The sequence below is a fragment of the Roseateles toxinivorans genome (assembly GCF_004362525.1).
In the GTDB taxonomy this organism is placed as follows: domain Bacteria; phylum Pseudomonadota; class Gammaproteobacteria; order Burkholderiales; family Burkholderiaceae_C; genus Paucibacter; species Paucibacter toxinivorans.
Window position 1 is genome coordinate 146381 of sequence record NZ_SNXS01000007.1, and the last position, 19755, is coordinate 166135.

Annotated in this window: 17 protein-coding genes; 6 read left to right on the forward strand and 11 right to left on the reverse strand. The window is 67.4% G+C overall.

The features are described 5' to 3' along the window. Positions 1-534: a hypothetical protein gene (locus tag DES47_RS22575; RefSeq protein WP_133703026.1), complete on the forward strand. Its 534-nt coding sequence runs from the start codon at positions 1-3 to the stop codon at positions 532-534. Here the strand turns inward: DES47_RS22575 and DES47_RS22580 are convergent, their stop codons facing one another. From DES47_RS22580 to DES47_RS22590, 3 genes are read right to left on the reverse strand one after another with little or no spacing between them, the layout of a single operon-like run. After that, positions 535-1830 (reverse strand): class I SAM-dependent methyltransferase, encoded by a 1296-nt coding sequence (locus tag DES47_RS22580; RefSeq protein ID WP_133703027.1) that lies wholly within the window; start codon positions 1828-1830, stop codon positions 535-537. Beyond that, a complete protein-coding gene (locus DES47_RS22585; protein WP_133703028.1) occupies positions 1820-3700 on the reverse strand; it encodes an ATP-binding cassette domain-containing protein in 1881 nt (626 codons plus the stop codon). Before DES47_RS22585 ends, DES47_RS22580 begins: the two co-directional genes overlap by 11 nt. Before the next feature lie 41 nt (positions 3701-3741). Continuing rightward, entirely contained in the window at positions 3742-7170 is a 3429-nt protein-coding gene (locus DES47_RS22590; RefSeq protein WP_133703029.1) for a ligand-binding sensor domain-containing diguanylate cyclase, read from the reverse strand. 80 nt (positions 7171-7250) lie between these two features. On the opposite strand from DES47_RS22590, the gene DES47_RS22595 reads away from it, so the two are divergent. The 3 genes from DES47_RS22595 to DES47_RS22600 are packed head-to-tail and all read left to right on the forward strand — an operon-like array spanning position 7251 to position 8141. After that, positions 7251-7469, forward strand: a complete 219-nt coding sequence (locus DES47_RS22595; protein WP_133703030.1) for a SlyX family protein — start codon at positions 7251-7253, stop codon at positions 7467-7469. 45 nt (positions 7470-7514) lie between these two features. Next, entirely contained in the window at positions 7515-7679 is a 165-nt protein-coding gene (locus DES47_RS28820; RefSeq protein WP_166652118.1) for a hypothetical protein, read from the forward strand. An 18-nt stretch (positions 7680-7697) separates the two neighbouring features. After that, on the forward strand, positions 7698-8141 hold the full coding sequence (locus DES47_RS22600) for a hypothetical protein (protein WP_133703031.1): 444 nt from the start codon (positions 7698-7700) through the stop codon (positions 8139-8141). A 3-nt stretch (positions 8142-8144) separates the two neighbouring features. Here DES47_RS22600 and fghA read toward each other — a convergent pair whose 3' ends face one another. The 3 genes from fghA to DES47_RS22615 are packed head-to-tail and all read right to left on the reverse strand — an operon-like array spanning position 8145 to position 11087. Further along, the gene (gene fghA, locus DES47_RS22605; protein WP_133703069.1) at positions 8145-9023 is read right to left on the reverse strand and encodes an S-formylglutathione hydrolase; all 879 of its coding nucleotides are present in this window, start codon (positions 9021-9023) and stop codon (positions 8145-8147) included. A 5-nt stretch (positions 9024-9028) separates the two neighbouring features. Next, positions 9029-10135: an S-(hydroxymethyl)glutathione dehydrogenase/class III alcohol dehydrogenase gene (locus DES47_RS22610; protein ID WP_133703070.1), complete on the reverse strand. Its 1107-nt coding sequence runs from the start codon at positions 10133-10135 to the stop codon at positions 9029-9031. Positions 10136-10184: 49 nt separating this feature from the next. Further along, entirely contained in the window at positions 10185-11087 is a 903-nt protein-coding gene (locus DES47_RS22615) for a LysR substrate-binding domain-containing protein (protein ID WP_133703032.1), read from the reverse strand. Positions 11088-11204: 117 nt separating this feature from the next. Here DES47_RS22615 and DES47_RS22620 point away from each other — a divergent pair, with 117 nt between their 5' ends. Then, a complete protein-coding gene (locus DES47_RS22620; protein ID WP_133703033.1) occupies positions 11205-12539 on the forward strand; it encodes a serine hydroxymethyltransferase in 1335 nt (444 codons plus the stop codon). Positions 12540-12544: 5 nt separating this feature from the next. Here DES47_RS22620 and gshB read toward each other — a convergent pair whose 3' ends face one another. Together gshB and DES47_RS22630 are read right to left on the reverse strand one after the other, a co-directional pair. Beyond that, the gene (gshB, locus tag DES47_RS22625; RefSeq protein ID WP_133703034.1) at positions 12545-13498 is read right to left on the reverse strand and encodes a glutathione synthase; all 954 of its coding nucleotides are present in this window, start codon (positions 13496-13498) and stop codon (positions 12545-12547) included. A 16-nt stretch (positions 13499-13514) separates the two neighbouring features. After that, positions 13515-14696 carry a benzoate/H(+) symporter BenE family transporter gene (locus DES47_RS22630; RefSeq protein ID WP_133703035.1) on the reverse strand — a complete coding sequence of 394 codons (1182 nt, stop codon included), beginning with the start codon at positions 14694-14696 and terminating at the stop codon, positions 13515-13517. A 36-nt stretch (positions 14697-14732) separates the two neighbouring features. Between DES47_RS22630 and DES47_RS22635 the strand changes: the two genes are divergently transcribed. Further along, a complete protein-coding gene (locus DES47_RS22635) occupies positions 14733-15500 on the forward strand; it encodes a class II glutamine amidotransferase (protein ID WP_133703036.1) in 768 nt (255 codons plus the stop codon). 57 nt (positions 15501-15557) lie between these two features. Here DES47_RS22635 and DES47_RS22640 read toward each other — a convergent pair whose 3' ends face one another. From DES47_RS22640 to gshA, 3 genes are all read right to left on the reverse strand, one after another. Next, positions 15558-16145, reverse strand: coding sequence for a PEP-CTERM sorting domain-containing protein (locus DES47_RS22640; RefSeq protein ID WP_133703037.1), 588 nt, complete (start codon positions 16143-16145; stop codon positions 15558-15560). Between the two features lie 246 nt (positions 16146-16391). Continuing rightward, entirely contained in the window at positions 16392-18239 is a 1848-nt protein-coding gene (locus tag DES47_RS22645) for a potassium transporter Kup (RefSeq protein ID WP_133703038.1), read from the reverse strand. Between the two features lie 163 nt (positions 18240-18402). Continuing rightward, positions 18403-19698, reverse strand: a complete 1296-nt coding sequence (gene gshA, locus DES47_RS22650; protein WP_133703039.1) for a glutamate--cysteine ligase — start codon at positions 19696-19698, stop codon at positions 18403-18405. Between the last annotated feature and the right edge of the window lie 57 nt (positions 19699-19755).

A 19755-nucleotide genomic window follows, 5' to 3' on the forward strand; every position in this document is an offset into this window, starting at 1 on the left:
GTGATACCGCGTCTGCACCATCTACTGCTGTCCGCCCTGCTGCTGTTGCTGGGCGCCTGCGGCCCCGGCACCGGAGGCTCCGGCACGGGCCCCGACTCCGACTACCTCTGGCTGGCCGGCGCCAAGGCCACCTCGGTCTGCACCGCGCCCTTCCAGGCCCTGCTGATTTGCCCCGGCGCGCCCGCGGCCGCCGAAGACAGGCAAGGCACCAAGCCCATCCAGTACGCCAGCGCCACACCAGACGCCGACATGCTGGTCAGCTTCGACACCAGCAAGGTGGTGTTGCAGCGCGGCTGCCCCAAGCTCGACTACAGCGGTGAATTCGGCGTGCTGCCAAGCGGCGAGAGCCTGTTCTTCGGCAGCTACACCGCCACCGGCCAGGTCCAGCATGTCGCGGCCAACCTGAGCTTCAAGGCCGGCGCCGCCGCCGACCAGATGGTGATGGAGCTGCGCGCCACCGACGGCCGGTTGCTGCTGGGCCCGGTGATGCTCAACCGGGTGCAGACGCCGCGCGAGGCGCCGCGGATCTGCTGACTAGGCCAGCGCCGGCAGGATGCCGTCGGCGCGCAGCAGCGTCTCCAGACACTGCTCGCGCACGGCATAGAAGTCCTTGATGTCGCGGATCTGCGCCACCGCCTCGTCATTGGGGCCAGGTGTTGAGCGCTTGACCGCCAGAATCATCTTGTTCTTGCTGGTGTGCTCCAGCGCCACGAACTCGAACACCTGGGTGTCGTAGCCGCAGGCGTCGAGCAGCAGCGCGCGAAGCGAGTCGGTCACCATCTCGGCCTGCTGGCCCAGGTGGATGCCGTGGCGCAGCATGCCATTCAGAACGCCGGGCGACTGCATCTGCGGCCGCAGCTGCTTGTGGCAGCAGGGCGAGCACATGATGATGTCGGCACCGGCCCGCAGGCCCAGGTGGATGGCGTAATCCGTGGCCACGTCGCAGGCGTGCAGCGCGATCATCACGTTCATTCCATGTAGGCCCCCAGGGCCGCCGGAATCCGGCGTCCGGCCCCCCGAGGGGGCGCCAGGAACCTCGGGGCGGCCCAGCGGTTCCTGCGGCGGCGTGTAGCTGCGCACATCGCCCTGGTGGTAGTCCATGCCCTGCAGGCCCAGGCGCTTGATCACGCCGCTGCATAGCGCCACCATGTCCTCGCGCAACTCGACACCGGTGACGGTGGCCTCTCGGCCCAGCACATGGCGCAGATAGTCGTGCATCGCAAAGGTCAGATAGCCTTTGCCGGAGCCGAAGTCGGCCACATGGATCGCGCCTTCGGTCGCCAGCCCTGATGCGGCCAGCGCATGCGAGAACACCTCGACGAACTTATTGATCTGCTTCCACTTGCGTGACATCGCCGGGATCAGTTCGCCCTGGGCATTGGTCACGCCCAGCTCATGCAGAAAGGGCCGGTTGAGTTCCAGGAAGCGGTGCTTCTGCTTGTCATGCCCGACCTCGGAGACCACGGCGCCACTGACCTTGCCGACGCGCAGGCTGGCCTTGCCCTTGCGGCTGTAGGCCAGCTGTATCTCCTGATCGGCCGTGTGCAGATGGGCGTTCTGGAATTCGTTCCACAGCAGCCCGCGCAACTGGGCCAGGCCCTCGTCAGGCCGGAAGTTCTTGGTGATGTCCCTGGTCTGGTGCTTGTACAGAAAGGACAGCACCGTCTGGCCCTTCAGCTGCACCTCGCGCACTGTGACGCGCTGCAGATCTGGCGAGGCGCCGCGGTGCTTGCTCAGCAGCAGCTGGGCAAAACCGCCCTGAGCCAGGCTGTCGTCGAGCAGCGCCAGAAAGCGCTGTTCGGCGTCTTGCAGATGGTCTTCAGCGTGCACCCAGCTCTTCCCAGCGTTCCATCGCAGCCAGCAACTCTTCCTCGCTCTTGGCAAAGCGCACCTGCACCTCGGCCAGTCGGGCGGCGCCCTGGCTGTAGAGATCGGTGCCGGACAGCTGTGCGTTCAGTTCGGCCTGCTCGGCCTCCAGCTTGGCGATGCGGGCCGGCAACTCATCCAGCTCGCGCTGCTCCTTGTAGCTGAGCTTGCGGACCTTGGCTGCCGGCGCGGCCACCGCGGGAGCGGGTGCGGGCGCCGCAACAGGCGCTGGCGCCGCCGCCTGCTCCTTGGCCCGTATGGCCATCGCACGCTTGCTCTGGCGCAGCCAGTCCTCGACGCCGCCCTCGTATTCCTGCCAGCGGCCATCGCCCTCGCTGACGATGGTGCTGGTCACGACATTGTCGAGAAAGCGCCGGTCGTGGCTGACCAGGAAGACGGTGCCGTCGTACTCGTCCAGCAGCTCTTCCAGCAGCTCCAGCGTCTCGATGTCCAGGTCATTGGTCGGCTCGTCCAGCACCAGCACATTGGCGGGACGGGCGAACAGACGGGCCAGCAGCAGGCGGTTGCGCTCGCCACCCGACAGGCTCTTGACCGGCGAATTGGCCCGCGCCGGTGAGAACAGGAAGTCGCCCAGATAGCTCTTCACATGCTTTTTCTGGCTGCCGATCTCGATCCACTCGCTGCCGGGGCTGATGGTGTCGGCCAGCGTCGCATCCAGGTCCAAGGTGTCGCGCATCTGGTCGAAATAGGCCACGCTCATCTTCGTGCCTTGGCTGACCTTGCCGCTGTCGGGCTTGAGCTCGCCGAGGATCATCTTCAGCAGCGTGGTCTTGCCGGCGCCGTTGGGCCCCACCAGGCCGACCTTGTCGCCGCGCAGGATGGTGGCGGTGAAGTCGCGCACGATGGTGCGGCCGCCATAGCTCTTGAAAACGTTCTCCAGGGTGGCGACGATCTTGCCGCTGGCGCCGCCGGTGTCGATGTCCAGCTTGACCTTGCCCTGCACGTCACGCCGCGCGGCATGGGCCTGGCGCATCGCGTCCAGGCGCTGGATGCGCGCCACACTGCGTGTGCGGCGGGCCTCGACGCCCTTGCGTATCCAGATTTCCTCCTGCGCCAGCAACTTGTCGAAACGGGCGTTGAAGAGCGCCTCGTTCTGCAGCTCGTATTCCTTGGCCGCGGTGAAGGCGGCGAAATTGCCGGGGTAGCTGCGCAGCTGGCCGCGATCCAGCTCCATGATGCGGTTTGCGACGTTGTCCAGAAACGCGCGATCGTGGGTAATCAGGAGCAGCGAGCCCTTGAAGCTGTTCAAGAGCTCTTCCAGCCAGGTGATCGCGTCCAGGTCCAGGTGGTTGGTCGGCTCGTCCAGCAGCAGCACATCGGGCTGGGCCACCAGGGCCCGGGCCAGCGCCACGCGCTTCTTCAGGCCGCCGGACAGGGTGCCGATGACGCGCTCGCCGTCCAGGTCCAGCCGATGCAGGGTCTCCTCGACGCGCTGCTCCCAGTTCCAGGCGCCGATCTGCTCGATGCGCTCCTGCACCCAGGCCAGGTCGTCGTTCTCGTCGTGGATCTCATAGCGTTCGCGCAAGGCCTTGGCCTCGGCCACGCCCTCGCTGACGACGTCGAAGATCGTCGCCTCGGCGCGCAGCTCGGGCTCCTGCGGCACATAGACGCTGGTCAGGCCCTGCTGCAGCTGCAGCAGGCCGTCATCGAGCTTTTCGATGCCGGCGAGGATTTTCAGCAGCGAGGACTTGCCCGTGCCATTGCGGCCGATGAGGCCGACACGCTCGCCAACTTCCAGCGAGAACGAAGCGCCATCGAGCAGGGCCACGTGGCCGAAAGCAAGATGCGCATTGGTGATTGAGAGGACTGCCATGGGGGAGGATTGTCCCCGAAGCGCGGCGCCGGCGTGTCAGGCTAAGAAAAACTGTCCGACACCTCGGTCGCTGCGGCGCCTCGTCCGGCATGGCTGGACAGGCCCTCCAGCTCGGACAGCGCCCGCATCACCACCGGCGCAGGCCGGTTGCTCACCACCAGCAAATCACCACTGCGCAGGGCGGGATGCGGATCCACCTGGGCCAGGGCCAGCAAGAGGTCGGCCTGGGCCAGCGGGGCCGCAGAAAGGCCCACCCAGCTATTGCGCCCGGCTCGCTTGGCGCCCAGCAAGGCCATATCGGCGAGCTTGACCACGTCCTGCCAGCACAGGGCCAGCGGATGGGGTGCGACGAAAGGCAGGCAGGCGAATCCGATCGAGCAGCTGATGTTCAGCGTGCGGCCGTCATCGAGCACAAAGGGCGAGTCGGCCACAACGGCGCGGATGCGCTCGGCCAGTTCCTCGGCGCGGGCACGGTCGGTGTCCCGGGCCACGGCCAGGAACTCCTCGCCGCCCCAGCGCACCAGATAGTCGGAGGCGCGCATCACCGCCTGCAGGCGCCGGCAGAAGTGCACCAGCACCGCATCGCCGGCGGCATGGCCGTACAAATCATTGACGCGCTTGAAGTGGTCGATGTCGATCAGGAAAAACAGGGTGTCGGTGTCCACCGGATGGCCGGGCCGGCTGTCGCGGGCGCGGCGCAGGCTGGCGGCGATGGCGGGCTCGATGTGCTCGGCCAGGAAGCGGCGGTTGTACAGGCCGGTCAGCGGATCGCTGATGCTGGCAAGCTCCAGCACGCGCGATTTCTCCTGCAGTTCCTCGGACACGCGTTCCAGCTCGGCCGTGCGCGCGCTGACCTTGAGCTCAAGCTCGCGTTGGCGGGCGCGCAGCCAGCGCGTGCGCACCTGCACGATCACGAACATGGCCAGCAGCAACGTCAGCAGGGCCGCGGCGCGGAACCACAGGGTCTGGTGCCAGGCCGGCTGCACGCGCACCGGCAGGGCCAGCGGTGTCTCGCTCCAGGTGCCGTCGCGATTGGAGCCGCGCAGCAGCAACCGGTAGCTGCCGGGGGGCAGATTGGTATAGGCGGCCAGGCGGCGGCTGGCATCGGTCTCGACCCAGGTCGATTCGAAGCCTTCGAGCCGGTAGGCATAGCGATTGCGCTCCGGCGCCGAGTAGTCCATCGCAGCGAACTCGACCACCAGGCTGTTCGCCTGGGCCGACACCGGCAGCACCGGCCGGGAGGGACCTGCGGCCGCCAGGAAGCGCCCCGGCGGCATGTCCTGCCCGCCGATGCGCAGATCGGTCACCCGCACCGGTGGCCGGTAGGTCCAGGCCGCCAGGCGCTCCGGCCGCACGATGGTCATGCCGCCAGCGCCGCCGAACAGCAGTTCGCCCTCGGCCGTGCGCGCGGCCGAGCCGGTCCAGTAGGTCAGGAACTCCACGCCCTCGGCACGCTTGAGCGAGCGCACCGCCAGGCTGCGCGGATCGACGGTGGCCAGGCCGTTGTCGGTACTGACCCAGATCTGGCCGGCGGCATCGGCCAGCAGGGCATTGACGCTGTCGTCGGGCAGGCCCTGGGCGGCAGCCAGCGAGCGAAAGCGCGGCGCCTCGCCCTCGACCAGGCGCTCCAGGATGTTGACGCCGCCGCCATAGGTGCCCACCCAGAGGCGAGACTGGGCGTCGGTGAACAGGGCCGTGACGAAACCGGCCGACAGGCCCTGGGGACGCTCGGGGTCGGGGCTGATGCGCGTCACCACGCCGCTGGCCGTGTCATAGCGGTTCAGCCCGTTGCGGGTGCCTATCCAGAGCTGGTTGGCCGGTCCGCGTGCGAGCACGATCACACGCTGGTCGGTGAGCTGCTGGGCCGCATCGCGCAACGGCGCCGCCGCCTTGCCGGTGCGCAGGTCCAGGCGCCACAGGCCATCGGTCTCGCCGCCTATCCACAGCGTGTCACCATCGGCCAGCAAGGCCCAGGTCGAGGCTCTGGGATCGCGGCCGGGGATACGCACCCGCTCGACCGTGGTGCCTTCGGCATTGGCGCGGTAAAGGCCCCGCTTGGTGGCGATGAACACCTGGCCTTGGGGGCTGAGTTCCAGCCCCAGCACGATATCGGGCGGGAGTGCCCGATCGGGCCGCGAGGCGTCGGGGCTCAGGGCCGCCACGCGGGCACCGGACGGGTCGACGATCAGCACCCCCTGGGTGTGCGTGGCCAGCCAGATGCGCCCGTCGGGCATGGGCAGTATCCAGCTGACCTCGGTGCTGGCCGGCGAAAGGGCATCGCCACATTGCAGCGGCACGTCGCAGATCGGGGTGCCGAACATGGTCAGAATCGCCGCCTGGCTGGGATCGTGGCGGCTCAGGCCCCGGTTGCTGGCGACCCACATCAGGCCGGAGCGGTCGCGGTAGAGATCGCGCACCGCGTTGTCGGGCAGGCTGACCGGCAGGGTCGCCTGATGGCGGATACGCCGGGTCAGGCGGGTGGCCAGATCGACCGAAACAATGCCCTGACCCAGGGTGCCCAGCCAGACCTCGCCCTGGCGCGTCTCGACGATGGTCACCACCGGCTGCACCCGCAGCGCATCGCCGGCGGCCGAGGACGACTCCTGTACCGGCAGCGCCTGCAGGCCCGAGCCCTCAACGATAAACGCGCCATGCTGGGAGCTGCCGACCCAGATGCTGCCGCGGCTGTCCTCGAACAGGCTGACCGCATCGGGCTGGCCCGCGCCGGAGGTGCCCATGCCCACCGGCACAAAGCCGCCGGCACCGGCCGCGCGGCGATACAGGCCCTGCTGGGTGCCCACCCACAGCGTGCCCCTGCGATCCAGCAGCAGGGCGCGCACACCCTGCAGGCCGGGGCCCGCCTGGGCGCTGAGGCGCCGGATCTGGCCGGTGGCGGGGTCCAGATGGTCCAGCCCGCCCTCGGTGCCCACCCAAAGGCCGCCTGCGCCGTCATCGATCAGCGCGCGCACGCTGACATGGCTGAGCCCCTGCGGTCCGACGGGATAGCGCACGAAACGGTCCTCCTGACCGTCGTAGCGCACCAGGCCACTGGCGCTGGTGCCTATCCACAGACGGCCGGCGGCGTCGCCATGCAGGGTCTGGATGACGTTGTCGGGCAGCGCACCGGCCGTGCGGCCGTCGGCCTTGTAGACCTTGAAGCGGTAGCCGTCCCAGCGTGCCAGGCCGCCGAGCGTGCCCACCCACAAAAAACCGTCGCCGTCCTCGGCCACCGCGGTGGCGATCTCGTTGGGCAGGCCCTGCTCCTGACGCAGATGGCGAAAACTCAGCTCGGTCAGCCCGGCCCAGCGCTGCGGCGCCAGCTCGGCGGCTGCGGAGCGCGCCGGCAGCGCCAGCGATTCACCCGCCAGGGCCTGCAGCAACAGCGCCAGGCCGAACGCGGCCCGCGCCACCCAGGACCGGGCGATGCTATGCGTCTGGACCTCCTGGACTACGCCCACCGAGCAGCTCATCCAGTCAATTGTCGCGCACCCGCTCGGGCTTTGTTGTGATCAAAACCACAGCCGGCCCGCGGCTGGCGTCCAATAGGGCCATGGACAAATCACTAGATACCGACAAGAGACTGACCGAGCTGGAGATCAAGGCCAGCTTCACCGAGGACCTGCTGGACCAGCTGAACCAGGTGATCGTGCGCCAGCAGCAGCAGATCGACCTGCTGGTGCGCGAGGTCGCCCGGCTGGGCCAACAGGGCGCACCGAGCGATGGCACGAGCACCCGCAGCCTGAGGGACGAGTTGCCTCCACACTACTGACGCCGGGGCCTGTATGCTGGAGCCGACCACAAACAGGAGACCGCCATGGTGCTTTGCCCGATTGCCCTTGCCGTGGGCTGCAAGAAGTGCCCGGTATTTTCGGTCTGCCCGGTGAAGAGTTCGCTGGGCGACTACAAGAAGGAAGATCCGCCCGCCAAGCCGGGCGCTGCGGCGAAGAAAACCACCAAGTCCACCACCAAGAAGCGCTGACCCACAGCCCTGCTCGACATGAAATTCACTCCGCTCCTGCTGCTCACCCTGATTGCCGGCCCGGCCCTGGCCCAGAACGCCGAACTGCAACGTTGCCGGGCGATCCCCGACAAGGACCAGCGCGTGCTTTGCTATGACGCGCTGGCAGCCCGTGACGCCGAGGGCAGGCCGACAGCCATTTCGGCCGCCGCCCCGCCCAGGACCGACACCTTCGGTCTGCCGGCACAGCGCCCGGGCGAGGCGGACGTGGTGGAGAGCCAGATCATGGGCCTGGTAGAGGGCTGGGGGCCCAACAGCCTGATCCGGCTGGCCAATGGCCAGGTCTGGCAGGTGAAGGACAACAGCTCGGTCGTGCTCTACCTGAAGGACCCCAGGGTGAAGGTCCGGCGCGGCGTGCTGGGCAGCTTCGTCCTTGAACTGGAAGGCAGCAACGAGACGGCCCGGGTGCAGCGTCTGCCTTAGGCCCTAGGCTCCTGCGGCGGCCAGTTGCGCGGCGTGATGCCGCAGATGCTGGGCCATGAAGCTGGCGATGAAGTAGTAGCCGTGGTCATAGCCGGGCTCGCGCTTCAGGGTCAAGGGCTGGTCCGCCGCCAGGCAGGCCGACTCAAACCGCTCCGGATGCAGTTGCTCGGCCAGGAACTTGTCGGCTAGGCCTTGGTGGATCAGGATGCCGCCCGGATAGGGGGCGCGGTTCTGGTTGCGCATCAGCTCGCTGGCGTCATGCCGTGACCAGCTGCAGCGGTCCGCACCCAGATAGCCCATGAACGCTTTCTGGCCCCAGGGGCACTGCATGGGCGCGGCAATCGGCGCAAAGGCCGACAGCGAGGCAAACACGCCCGGATGGCGCAACGCCAAGGTCAGTGCACCATGGCCGCCCATCGAATGGCCGAAGATGCCGGTGCGGCGGGCATCGAGCCCGAACTCGCCCTGCACCTGGGGCAGCAGCTCGCGCAGCAGATAGCTTTCCATGCGCCAGTGGCGCGACCAGGGCTCGGCGGATGCGTCCAGATAGAAGCCGGCACCGACGCCGAAGTCCCAGCTCTCGGCCTCGCCGGCCACATTGGCGCCACGCGGACTGGTGTCGGGCGTCAACAGCGCCAGGCCCAGCTCGGCGGCCAGCGCCTGGGCCCCGGCCTTGATCGCGAAGGTCTCCTCGGTACAGGTCAGCCCGGCCAGGAACACCAGCAACGGCACCGGCCTGGCGCCCAGCTCCAGTGCCTGCGGCGGCAGGAACAGGCCGAAACGCATCGGCAAACCGATTTCGCGCGAGTGATGGCGATAGAAGCGCTGCACGCCGCCGAAGCAGGCGTGCTCGCTCAGCAGCTCGGGGGCCTCGAAGGGCAAGGCGCTCAAAACATCACCACGGACCGTATCGACTCGCCGCTCTTCATCAGATCGAAGCCCTCGTTGATGCGCTCCAGCGGCAGCTTGTGGGTGATCAGGTCGTCGATATTGAGCTTCCCGTCCATATACCAGTCGACGATCTTGGGCACATCGGTGCGGCCTCGCGCGCCGCCAAAGGCCGAGCCCTCCCATTTGCGGCCGGTGACCAGCTGGAAGGGCCGGGTGCTGATCTCGGCGCCGGCCTCGGCCACGCCGATGATGATGCTGCGGCCCCAGCCCTTGTGCGTGCACTCCAGCGCCTGGCGCATCACCTGGGTGTTGCCTATGCACTCGAAGCTGTAGTCGGCGCCGCCATCGGTCAGCTGCACGATCGCGTCAACGACGTTCTCCACTTCCTTGGGATTGATGAAGTGCGTCATGCCGAACTGGCGCGCCAAGGCCTGGCGCTTGGGGTTGATGTCGACACCGATGATCTTGTCGGCACCGACCATCTTCGCGCCCTGGATCACGTTCAGGCCGATGCCGCCCAGGCCGAACACGACCACATTGGCACCCGCCTCGACCTTGGCGGTGAACAGCACCGCGCCCACGCCGGTGGTGACGCCACAGCCGATGTAGCAGACCTTGTCGAACGGCGCGTCGGGGCGGATCTTGGCCAAGGCAATACCTGGCACCACGACGTGGTTGGCGAAGGTGGACGTGCCCATGTAGTGGAAGATAGGTTTGCCGTCGATGCTGAAGCGCGAGGTGCCGTCCGGCATCAGGCCCTTGCCTTGCGTCGGGCGTATCGCCTGGCACAGATTGGTCTTGCGCGACAGGCAGAACTTGCACTGCCGGCATTCCGGCGTGTACAGCGGAATCACATGGTCGCCCGGCTTCAGCCAGGGCACGCCGGCACCGACTTCGAGCACCACGCCAGCCCCCTCATGGCCCAGGATGGCCGGGAAGATGCCTTCCGGGTCGGCGCCCGACAAGGTGTAGTAGTCGGTGTGGCAGATGCCGGTGGCCTTGATCTCGACCAGCACTTCCCCGTCGCGCGGGCCGTCGAGCTGGACGTTTTCTATCGTCAAGGGGGAGCCGGCTTTCCAGGCCACGGCGGCGCGGGTGGTGATCATTGGAGGTCTCCTGAAGGTTCTTCGCTGATCTTCGCACAGCCTTGTTTCACCCTTGTCGCGCAGGGTCGCTCAAGTGTTGCAGAGCGCGCACCAGCGCCTGGGTCAGGTCTTGCCCGGCGCGGGCCGTGGGCACCAGCAGATCTATGGTTTCGGGCAGCGGCACCGGGTCGCCCCAGGGGGCGACCAGCCGGCCTTCGGCCCGCGCGGCAGCCACCAGGCTGGCGCGGCCCATCAGCACGCCCTGCCCGTCCAGCGCCGCCTGCAGGGCCATGCTGTACAGCGAGAAGCGCGGCCCGGCGCGGGCCGGCACATCGCTGCGGTTCGAGGCCTTCAGCCAGCGCGCCCAATCGGTGTTCCAGACGCTGTCGTGCAGCAGGGTCTGTTCCGCCAGTTCCGGGGCCGGGCCCGTGCGCAGCAGCGCCGGACTGCAGACCGGCAGCAGCGCGTCCTGGGCCAGCACGATGCGCTGGCAGCCCTTGCTCAAGCGCGGTGCATAGAACAGCGCCAGGTCGTAGGCCTCGCGGCTGAAGTTCGGCGGCGCCTCCAGCGCGCTCAGCGACAGCTGCAGCCGCGGCAGCGCCTGCTGCAAGGCCGGCAGCCGCGGCGTCAGCCACAGCTGAGCCAAGGCGGGCAAGGCGGCCACATGCAGCTGCTGGCCGCCGGTCTCGCTGCGCAGGGTCTGCACCGCCTGGCCCAGCTGGTCGATGGCCGCAGCCAGGGCCGGCAGCGCACGTTGCGCCTGGGGCGTCAGGCTCAGCCCCTGGCTGTGGCGGTCGAACAGACTGACGCCCAGCCACTGTTCCAGCACCTTGACCTGGGCCGCCACGGCCGCCGGCGTGACGCACAACTCCTCGGCAGCGCGGGCAAAGCTCTGGTGACGTGCCGCCGCCTCGAAGGCACGCAGCGCCAGATACGGCGGAAGACGGGGACTGGGCGGGTTGACGGCCATGGCGAGCTTGAGTTTCAGGCCTAGATTTGCTAGGCCTGAGGCCAAGAATAACTTGCTTGAGCGCGCGGCGCGCAGGCCGCAGCATCAAGCCCTGCTTCAGCCACGGAGAACAGCACCATGACCCAGCTTCAAGCGCGCCCCTGGGTGCCCGCCACGGTCGAGACCCATGTGCAGGCCATCGCCGCGGCTGCCGCGGCCCTGGACAGCGCCGGCATCGATGGCGAGATCGCCCGCCTGGTGACCGAGAACCACCGCATCCACGATGTCGAGGGCATCAATCTGAACCCGGCCACGAACGTGATGAATCCGCGCGCCGAAGCGCTGATGGCCGCCGGCCTGGGTGCGCGGGCCTCGCTGGGCTATCCGGGAGACAAGTACGAGGTCGGACTGGAGGCGATCGAGCGCATCGAGGTCATCGCCGCCGAACTGGCGGCCCAGGTGTTCAAGGCCCAATATGCCGAGGTGCGCGTGGGCTCGGGCGCACTGGCCAATCTCTATGTCTTCATGGCCACCTGCCAGCCGGGTGACACCCTCATCGCCCCGCCGGGCGAGATCGGCGGCCATGTCACCCACCATGCCGCCGGTGCGGCAGGCCTCTACGGCCTGCGCACCGTGCCGGCGCCGGTGCAGGCCGATGGCTACAGCGTCGATGTCGCGGCGCTGGCGGCCCTGGCGCGCGAAGTGAAACCGAAGCTGATCACGCTGGGCGGCAGCCTGAACCTGTTCGCCCATCCGGTGGCCCAGGTGCGCGAGATTGCCGACAGCGTCGGCGCCAGGCTGATGTTCGACGCCGCCCATCTGAGCGGCATGATTGCCGGCGGCACCTGGGCCAACCCGCTGCACGAGGGCGCCCATGTGATGACGATGAGCACCTACAAAAGCCTGGGCGGCCCGCCGGGCGGCCTGATCGTCAGCAATGACGCGGCCCTGGCCGAGCGCCTCGACGCAATCGCCTATCCCGGCCTGACCGCCAATTTCGATGCCGGCAAGACGGCCGCCCTGGCCCTGGGCCTGCTGGACTGGAAGGAGCACGGCAAAGACTATGGCCTGGCGATGCAGGCAACGGCCCAGGCGCTGGCCTGCGAGCTGATCGCCAAGGGCCTGCCGGTGTTCGCCCGCGAGCGCGGCGCCACCACCTCGCACCAGTTCGCCATCGAGGCCGGCCACTGGGGCGGTGGCCAGGCGGCCGCCAAGCGGCTGGCGCGCGCACGGCTGTTGAGCTGCGGCATCGGCCTGCCCCATGCCAAGGTGGCTGCCATCAAGGGCGATGTCAACGGCCTGCGCCTGGGCGTGCCCGAGATCGTGCGGTTGGGCATGGGCCCAGACGACATGCCGCGGCTGGCGGCGCTGATTGCCGGCGCGCTGGAGTCAGACGCGCTGGCCGATGCGCTGGCGCCCCAGGTCACGGCCTTTCGCCAGCGCTTCCGCGGCCTGCACTTCCTGCGCGGCTGACGGGATCAACGTGCGGCCAGCGCCGCCTCCAGCGCGTCGATGAACATCTTTGGCACATCGAAGCCGGTCTGGTCGTGGATCTCCTGGAAACAGGTCGGGCTGGTGACGTTGATCTCGGTCAGGCAATCGCCGATCACGTCCAGGCCGACCAGCAGCAGGCCGCGCGCGGCCAGGATGGGCCCCAGCGCCTCGGCGATCTCGCGATCGCGCGCGCTGATAGCCTGGGCCACGCCCTTGCCACCGACGGCCAGGTTGCCGCGCACCTCCGAGCCCTGCGGAATCCGCGCCAGGCAGAAGGGCACGACCTGCCCCCCGATCACCAGCACGCGCTTGTCGCCCTTGACGATCTCGGGCAGGTAGCGCTGAACCATCACCGTCTCGGCGCCGCCCTTGTTCAGGGTCTCGGTGATGGAGCCCAGGTTCAGGCCATCGGGCCCGACACGGAAGATGCCCATGCCGCCCATGCCGTCCAGCGGCTTCAGGATGATGTCACGGTGCTCGGCATGGAAGGCGCGGATCGCCTCCTCGCTGCGTGTCACCAGCGTGGGCGTGATGTACTGCGGGAACTCCAGGATGGCCAGCTTCTCCGGGTGGTCGCGCAGCGCTGCCGGCTTGTTGAACACCCGCGCGCCCTCGCGCTCGGCCTGGCCCAGCAGGTGGGTGGCGTAGAAGAACTCGCTGTCGAAGGGCGGATCCTTGCGCATCACGATCGCGTCGGTGTCGGCCAAGGCCAGCTCGGCCGTCGTTGCCACCGCGAACCAGTCGTGCGCGTCACCGGTCAGCGTGATCGCGCGTGCGGCCCGGGCCACGACCCGGCTGCCCTGGCGCCAGACCAGATCCTTGGGCTCGCAGGCCCAGATCTGGTGGCCGCGCCGAGCGGCCTCACGCATCATCGAAAAGGTCGTGTCCTTGTAGGTCTTGAAGGACTCCAGCGGGTCGGCGACGAAGAGCAGTTTCATGTGTTGTCCCTGTGATTCATGTACGTGAGCGGTAGTGTTGCACCAGCAGCGCCAGGCTGCCGGCGACCACACCCCAGAAAGCGGAGCCTATGCCGGCCAGCGACAGGCCCGACAGCGTGACCAGAAAAGTCAGGATGGCGGCGTCGCGGTGCGCCTCGACCTTCAAGGCCGTGGCCAAGCCGCCGGCAATCGTGCCCAAGAGCGCAAGACCTGCCACCGCGGCGACCAGCTCGCGCGGGAAGGCGGCGAGCAGGCCGACGACGGCACCGCCGGCCAGGCCCAGGGCGATATAGAACAGGCCGGCCATCACTGAGGCCGTGTAGCGCTTGGCCGGGTCTTCATGCGCCTCGCGGCCCATGCAGATGGCGGCGGTGATGGCGGCCAGGTTCAGCGCATAGCCGCCGAACGGTGCCAGTACCAGCGAGGCCACACCGGTGACGGTGATCGTCGGCGAGACCGGCGTCTGGTAGCCCGAGGCGCGCTGTGCGGCCACGCCGGGCAGATTCTGCGAGGCCATGGTGACCAGGAACAAAGGCAGGGCCACGCCGATCAGGGCCGAGACGCTGAATGTAGGCGTGGTCCACACCGGCATCGCCCAGGCCCCGCTGGATGCCGACACCACGGCCGACATCTGCAGCCGGCCCTGCAGTGCCGCGGCAATGACGCCCACCACCAGCACCGTGGGCACGGCGTAGCGCGGCCACCAGCGGCGGCCAGCCAGATAGGCCAGGGCCATGGGCAGCACCAGCAGCGGCGCGCTCTTGGTGCTGAGCACGGCGTCCAGGCCGAACTTGGCCAGCACGCCGGCCAGCAGGGCCGAGGCCACGGCCAGCGGGATACGGTCCATCACCCGCTCGAAGGCCCGGGTCGCGCCGGCCAGCGTGATCAGCAGTGCGCAGATCAGGAAGGCGCCTATCGCCTCGGGCATGGTCACGCCGGCCGTGCCGGCCAGCAGGGCCGCACCCGGCGTGGACCAGGCGGTCAGCACCGGTTGGCGGTACCACAGCGACAGGCCCAGGCTGGTCAGTCCCATGCCCAGGCCCAGGCCCCACATCCAGGAGGTGGTTTGTGCGGGTGTCGCCCCCAGCGCCTGGGCGGCCTGGAAGACGATGGCCACCGAACTGGTGAAACCCACCAATACCGCGACAAAACCGGCAACCGCCGATGAAACAGACAAATCTTGGAGCCAATTTCGCATAGGCTGGAGCATACCCAGGCTGAGAAGGACCCGCCCATGTGCCGATTTGTCGCCTACCTCGGTCAACCGATCTTTCTCGACGAGCTGGTCTGCGCGCCTCAGCACTCGCTGGTGCGCCAGTCACTGCGCGCCGATCAGGCCAAGACGGTGACCAATGGGGACGGCTTTGGTGTGGGCTGGTACGGCGAGCGCAGCGAGCCGGGCATCTATCGCGAGGTCATGCCGGCCTGGTCGGACGAGAACCTGCTGGCTCTGTGCTCCAGCGTGCGCTCCAGCCTGTTCTTCGCCCATGTGCGCGCCGCCACCGGCACCGCTATCGCGCGGCAGAACTGCCACCCCTTCCGCCACGGCCGCCATATGTTCATGCACAACGGCCAGATCGGCGGCTATGCCCAGGTACGGCGCACGCTGGAGGCTCTGCTCAATGACGAGATGTACGCGGCCCGCCGCGGCGCCACCGACTCGGAACTGCTGTTCCTGCTCGCGCTGCAGCGCATGGATGGCGGCATGCCCGCGCCCGAGGCGGTGCAGGGCGTGCTGGACGACACGCTGGCCCTGATGCGGCGCGACGGCATCGACGCGCCGTTGCGCTTTGCCGCGGCGCTGTCCGACGGCGAATCGGTGCACGCCTTCCGCTTCTCCAGCGATGACAAGCCGCCCACGCTCTATGTGCGCCAGCACCGTGAGGGAACCATCGTCGCCTCGGAGCCGCTGGAGGATGGCAGCGAGGGCTGGCAGGCGCTGGGCCCCGGCGCGGTGGTCCGGGTGACGGCCCATGGCGGAGCGGTCACCGTGCTGAATTGAAGCCCCAAAGTAAAAAGAGGCCCGCGGGCCTCTTTCTTGCTGTCTGACAGGCGCCGTTCAGGACGTGCGGCGGCGGCGGGCTATCGTGCCCACGGCCAGCAGACCGGCCAGCATCAGGCCATAGGTCGCGGGTTCGGGCACCACTTGGGCCGTGACATTGATATTGTCCACGTTGTAAGAGCTGCCCAAGCCGGTGATGGAGATCTTCAGGCTGTCGATGACGACCGACGAGAAGCTGCTGCCGATGGTGGCAAACAGCCCATTGCAGCCGCCACAGCTGCGCACGCCGCTCTGTGTGAACTGCGAAACGCCGCCGAGCGAGCCCTCGAAGGTGTAGTTGGCATTGCCCAGATTGGCCGACAGATCCACCGAGCCGAAGGTGAACATGCCGCCAGTCACCTCGATCGAGGCCGAGGCGGTACCCCAGCCCTTGCCCGAGAAGATGTCGGGCACCGGCGCGCCGTAGTTCTTGGCAACCAGCCACTTGCCCAGCAGTGAATCGACGGTGAAGCCGGATTCCGTATAGCTGGTGAAGGAGCTGCCTTGCAGCCCGGCCAGGTTGTCAAAGCTGATCACGGTGGCCGAGGCGGAGCCGGCGGCGGCGGCAATCGCCAGCGCAAGGGCGGATTTGCGGAACAGATTCATTACGGGATCCCTAAAAGTTTGGGTAGCTTCGCTACGAAAGCCGCGACCCACCTTCTGAGCGATCGCGCAAATCTTGTGGACTCATTGTGCGCGAAGTGTGAATTTATTCACTAATGAGCGGGGGATAGTCCTACCCCTGATTTGTGGGGTGGGTTTTTACTGAGGGTATTTGCTGAAGACAAATCCGCTAATCAGTCGGTGCCAGAGCTTTCGGCCATGCTGCGCATGGATCTCAAGGTCTGGCACTCAAATCTCGACTTTTGACCCCAGCTCCACGATCCGATTCGTCGGCAGGTTCAGGAAGTCGGCCACGCCGGAGGCATTGCGGTGCATGCTGGCGAACAGCTGCTCGCGCCACATCGCCATGCCGCTGCCCATGGTCGGGATGACGATGTCGCGGGACAGGAAGTAGCTGGTCTCCATCTCCTCGAGCAGCACGCCGCGCTTTTCCAGCAGCTTCAGCGCCTGCGGCACATCGGGCTCGTCCTTGAAGCCGAAGTGCAGCATCACCTGCCAGCACTCCTGGCCCAGGGCCTCGACCTCTATGCGCTCAGCCAGCGGCACCCAGGGCACCTCATGGTGCTTGACGGTGACGAACAGGTTCTGCTCGTGCAGCACCTTGTTGTGCTTGAGGTTGTGCAGAAGCGCGTTGGGGGTCAGCCCCTGGTCGGCGGTCAGGAACACGGCAGTGCCGCTGACCCGCGTCGGCGGGCTGATGAACACCGCCTCCAGAAAGCCCTTCAGATCGATCGCGTCATGCTGCAGGCTCTCGCGCATCAGGCGCCGGCCCTGCTTCCAGGTCAGCATCAGCGTGAACATGCCGACGCCTATGACCAGCGGGAACCAGCCGCCGGCAAACAGCTTCAGCGCGTTCGAGCCCAGGAAGGCGATATCGATGATGAAGAAGAAGCCGGTGGCCAGGATGCACAGCGGCAGCGGGTACTTCCAGCCGTGGCGGATGACGAAGAAGGTCATCACTGTGGTGATGGTCATGTCCACCGTCACGGCAATGCCGTAGGCGCCGGCCAGCTTGCTGCTGGAGCCGAACAGCACCACGGCCAGCACGATGAACACATATAGGCCCCAGTTGACGAAGGGCACATAGATCTGGCCGGTGTCGCGCTCCGAGGTGTGGCGCACCGCCATGCGCGGCAGTATGCCCAGCTGAATCGCCTGCTTGGTGACCGAGAAGGCCGCCGTGATCAGGGCCTGCGAGGCGACGATGGCGGCCAAGGTGGCGAGCACGAACAACGGTATCTCGGCCCAGCCCGGCGCCATATTGAAGAAGGGGTTCTTCACCGTCTCGGGATGGTCCAGCAGCATCGCGCCCTGGCCGAAGTAGTTGACGACCAGGGCCGGCATGACGATGCCGTACCAGGCAATGCGTATCGGCTTCTTGCCGAAATGGCCGAGGTCGGCATAGAGCGCCTCGCCACCGGTCACCACCAGCACCACGGCGCCCAGAGCGACAAAGGCCACCCATTTGTGCTGCATGCAAAACGTTGCCGCGTAGGCCGGATTGACGGCCACCAGCACATGGGGGTTCTCGAGAATGTGCGGTATCCCCAGCGCCGTCAGCGCGGCGAACCAGACCAGCATCACCGGCCCGAAGGCCTTGCCGATGCCGCCGGTGCCGAAACGCTGGACCGCAAACAGCCCGGTCAGCACGACCAGGGTCAGCGGCAAGATCAGGTCGTGGAACTGCGGCGCATAGACGTCGATGCCCTCGACCGCGCCCAGCACCGTCATCGCCGGGGTGATCACGCCATCGCCATAGAAGATGGCGGTGCCGAACAGGCCCACCAGCATCAGGCTGCGGCGCAGCTCCGGCTTGTGGTTGACGGCATTGGTGGCCAGGGCCAGCATGGCAATCAGGCCGCCCTCGCCATTGTTGTCGGCGCGCAGTATCAGCAGCACATATTTGATCGAGACGATGATGGTCATCGTCCAGAAGATCAGCGACAGCACGCCCAGGATGTTGTCGTGCGTGGGGCTGACATGGCCGCCGTGGAACACTTCCTTCAGCGCATACAGCGGGCTGGTGCCGATGTCGCCATAGACGACGCCCAGCGCCCCCAGGGTCATAGCCGCCATGACGGAGGGCGAGCGGCTGTCGTGGGAAGATGAACTCACAAATACGGAGCCATGACGGGTGGCATGGCCGGCGGCTGGAAAGCGGCTATTGTGCGCTTGGCCCCGAACGGATCACAACTGTTGTCGCAGCGGAATGTTGCGGTGCAACATCGCACCCGGCCCCTCAGTCGTACTGCTCCGCATCGGGATCGGTCGTCTCCAGCTCGTAGCTGGCCGCCAGCATCGCCAGCCGGGCGATCACGCCGTACATATAAAAGCGGTTCGGCGCACTGGCGCCGGGCTTCTCTCCGAGGCGCGGCAGTTGGCCCGACTCGGCAAAGGCCAGCGGCACATAGCTGGAGCCCGGGGTGTTGAGATTCTCGTCACGGCCACGCTCGGCGTGCACGCGGTAGAAGCCGCCGACCACATAGCGGTCGATCATATAGACCACCGGCTCGGCCACCGCCTCGTTGACGCGCTCGTAGGTCGGCACGCCCTCCTGCAGAATCACCGAGCTGACCTCCAGGCCACGGCCGCTGGCACCCAGCTTGGCGCGGGCCTTCAGGTTCAGATCGGCCAGCTCCTTGGCGTCGCGCACGGTCATCAGGCCGAAGCCCTCGGTGCCGGCATCGGGCTTGATGACGATGAAGGGTTTTTCCTGGATGCCGTACTCCTTGTACTTGCGCCGCACCTTGGACAGCAGCGCGTCGGCCTGCGTCTGCAGCGCGTCCAGGCCGGTGCCCTCGGCGAAGTTCAGGTCCGTCGTGGTCGAGAACATCGGATTGATCAGCCAGGGGTCCATGCCCAGCAGCTTGGCGAACTTCTTCGCCACCTCCTCATAGGCGCGGAAGTGCACCGACTTGCGCCGCACCGCCCAGCCGGCATGCAGCGGAGGCAGCAGGTATTGCTCGTGCAGGCCCTCCAGCACCTGGGGCAGGCCGGTGGACAGGTCGTTGTTGAGCAGGATGGTGCAGGGGTCGAAGTCCTTCAGCCCCAGGCGCCCGCGGGTGCGCACCAGCGGCTCGACCGTCAGCTCGCTGCCATCGGGCAACTGGATGGCGGTCGGGGCCTTGACGCTCTCGTCCAGCGAGCCCAGGCGCACATTCAGCCCGGCCTGGGTGAAGATCTGGATCAACCGCCGCACATTCGTCAGGTAGAAGGAATTGCGGGTGTGGTTCTCGGGAATCAGCAACAGGTTCTTGGCCTCGGGGCAGATCTTCTCGATCGCCGCCATCGCCGCCTGCACTGCCAAGGGCAGCATCTCGGGGGTCAGGTTGTTGAAGCCGCCCGGGAACAGATTGGTATCGACCGGAGCTAACTTGAAGCCGGCGTTGCGGATGTCCACCGAGGTATAGAACGGCGGCGTGTGCTCCATCCATTCGAGCCGGAACCAGCGCTCGGTGGCCGGCATCGACTCCAGGACGCGGGCCTCCAGTTCGTTGATGGGGCCGTTCAATGCGGTGACGAGATGAGGAACCATGGTTGAGGCCGGGCCGGGTGCGGGGGTGATTGATTCTAGGACCAGGGCACTTGAGGC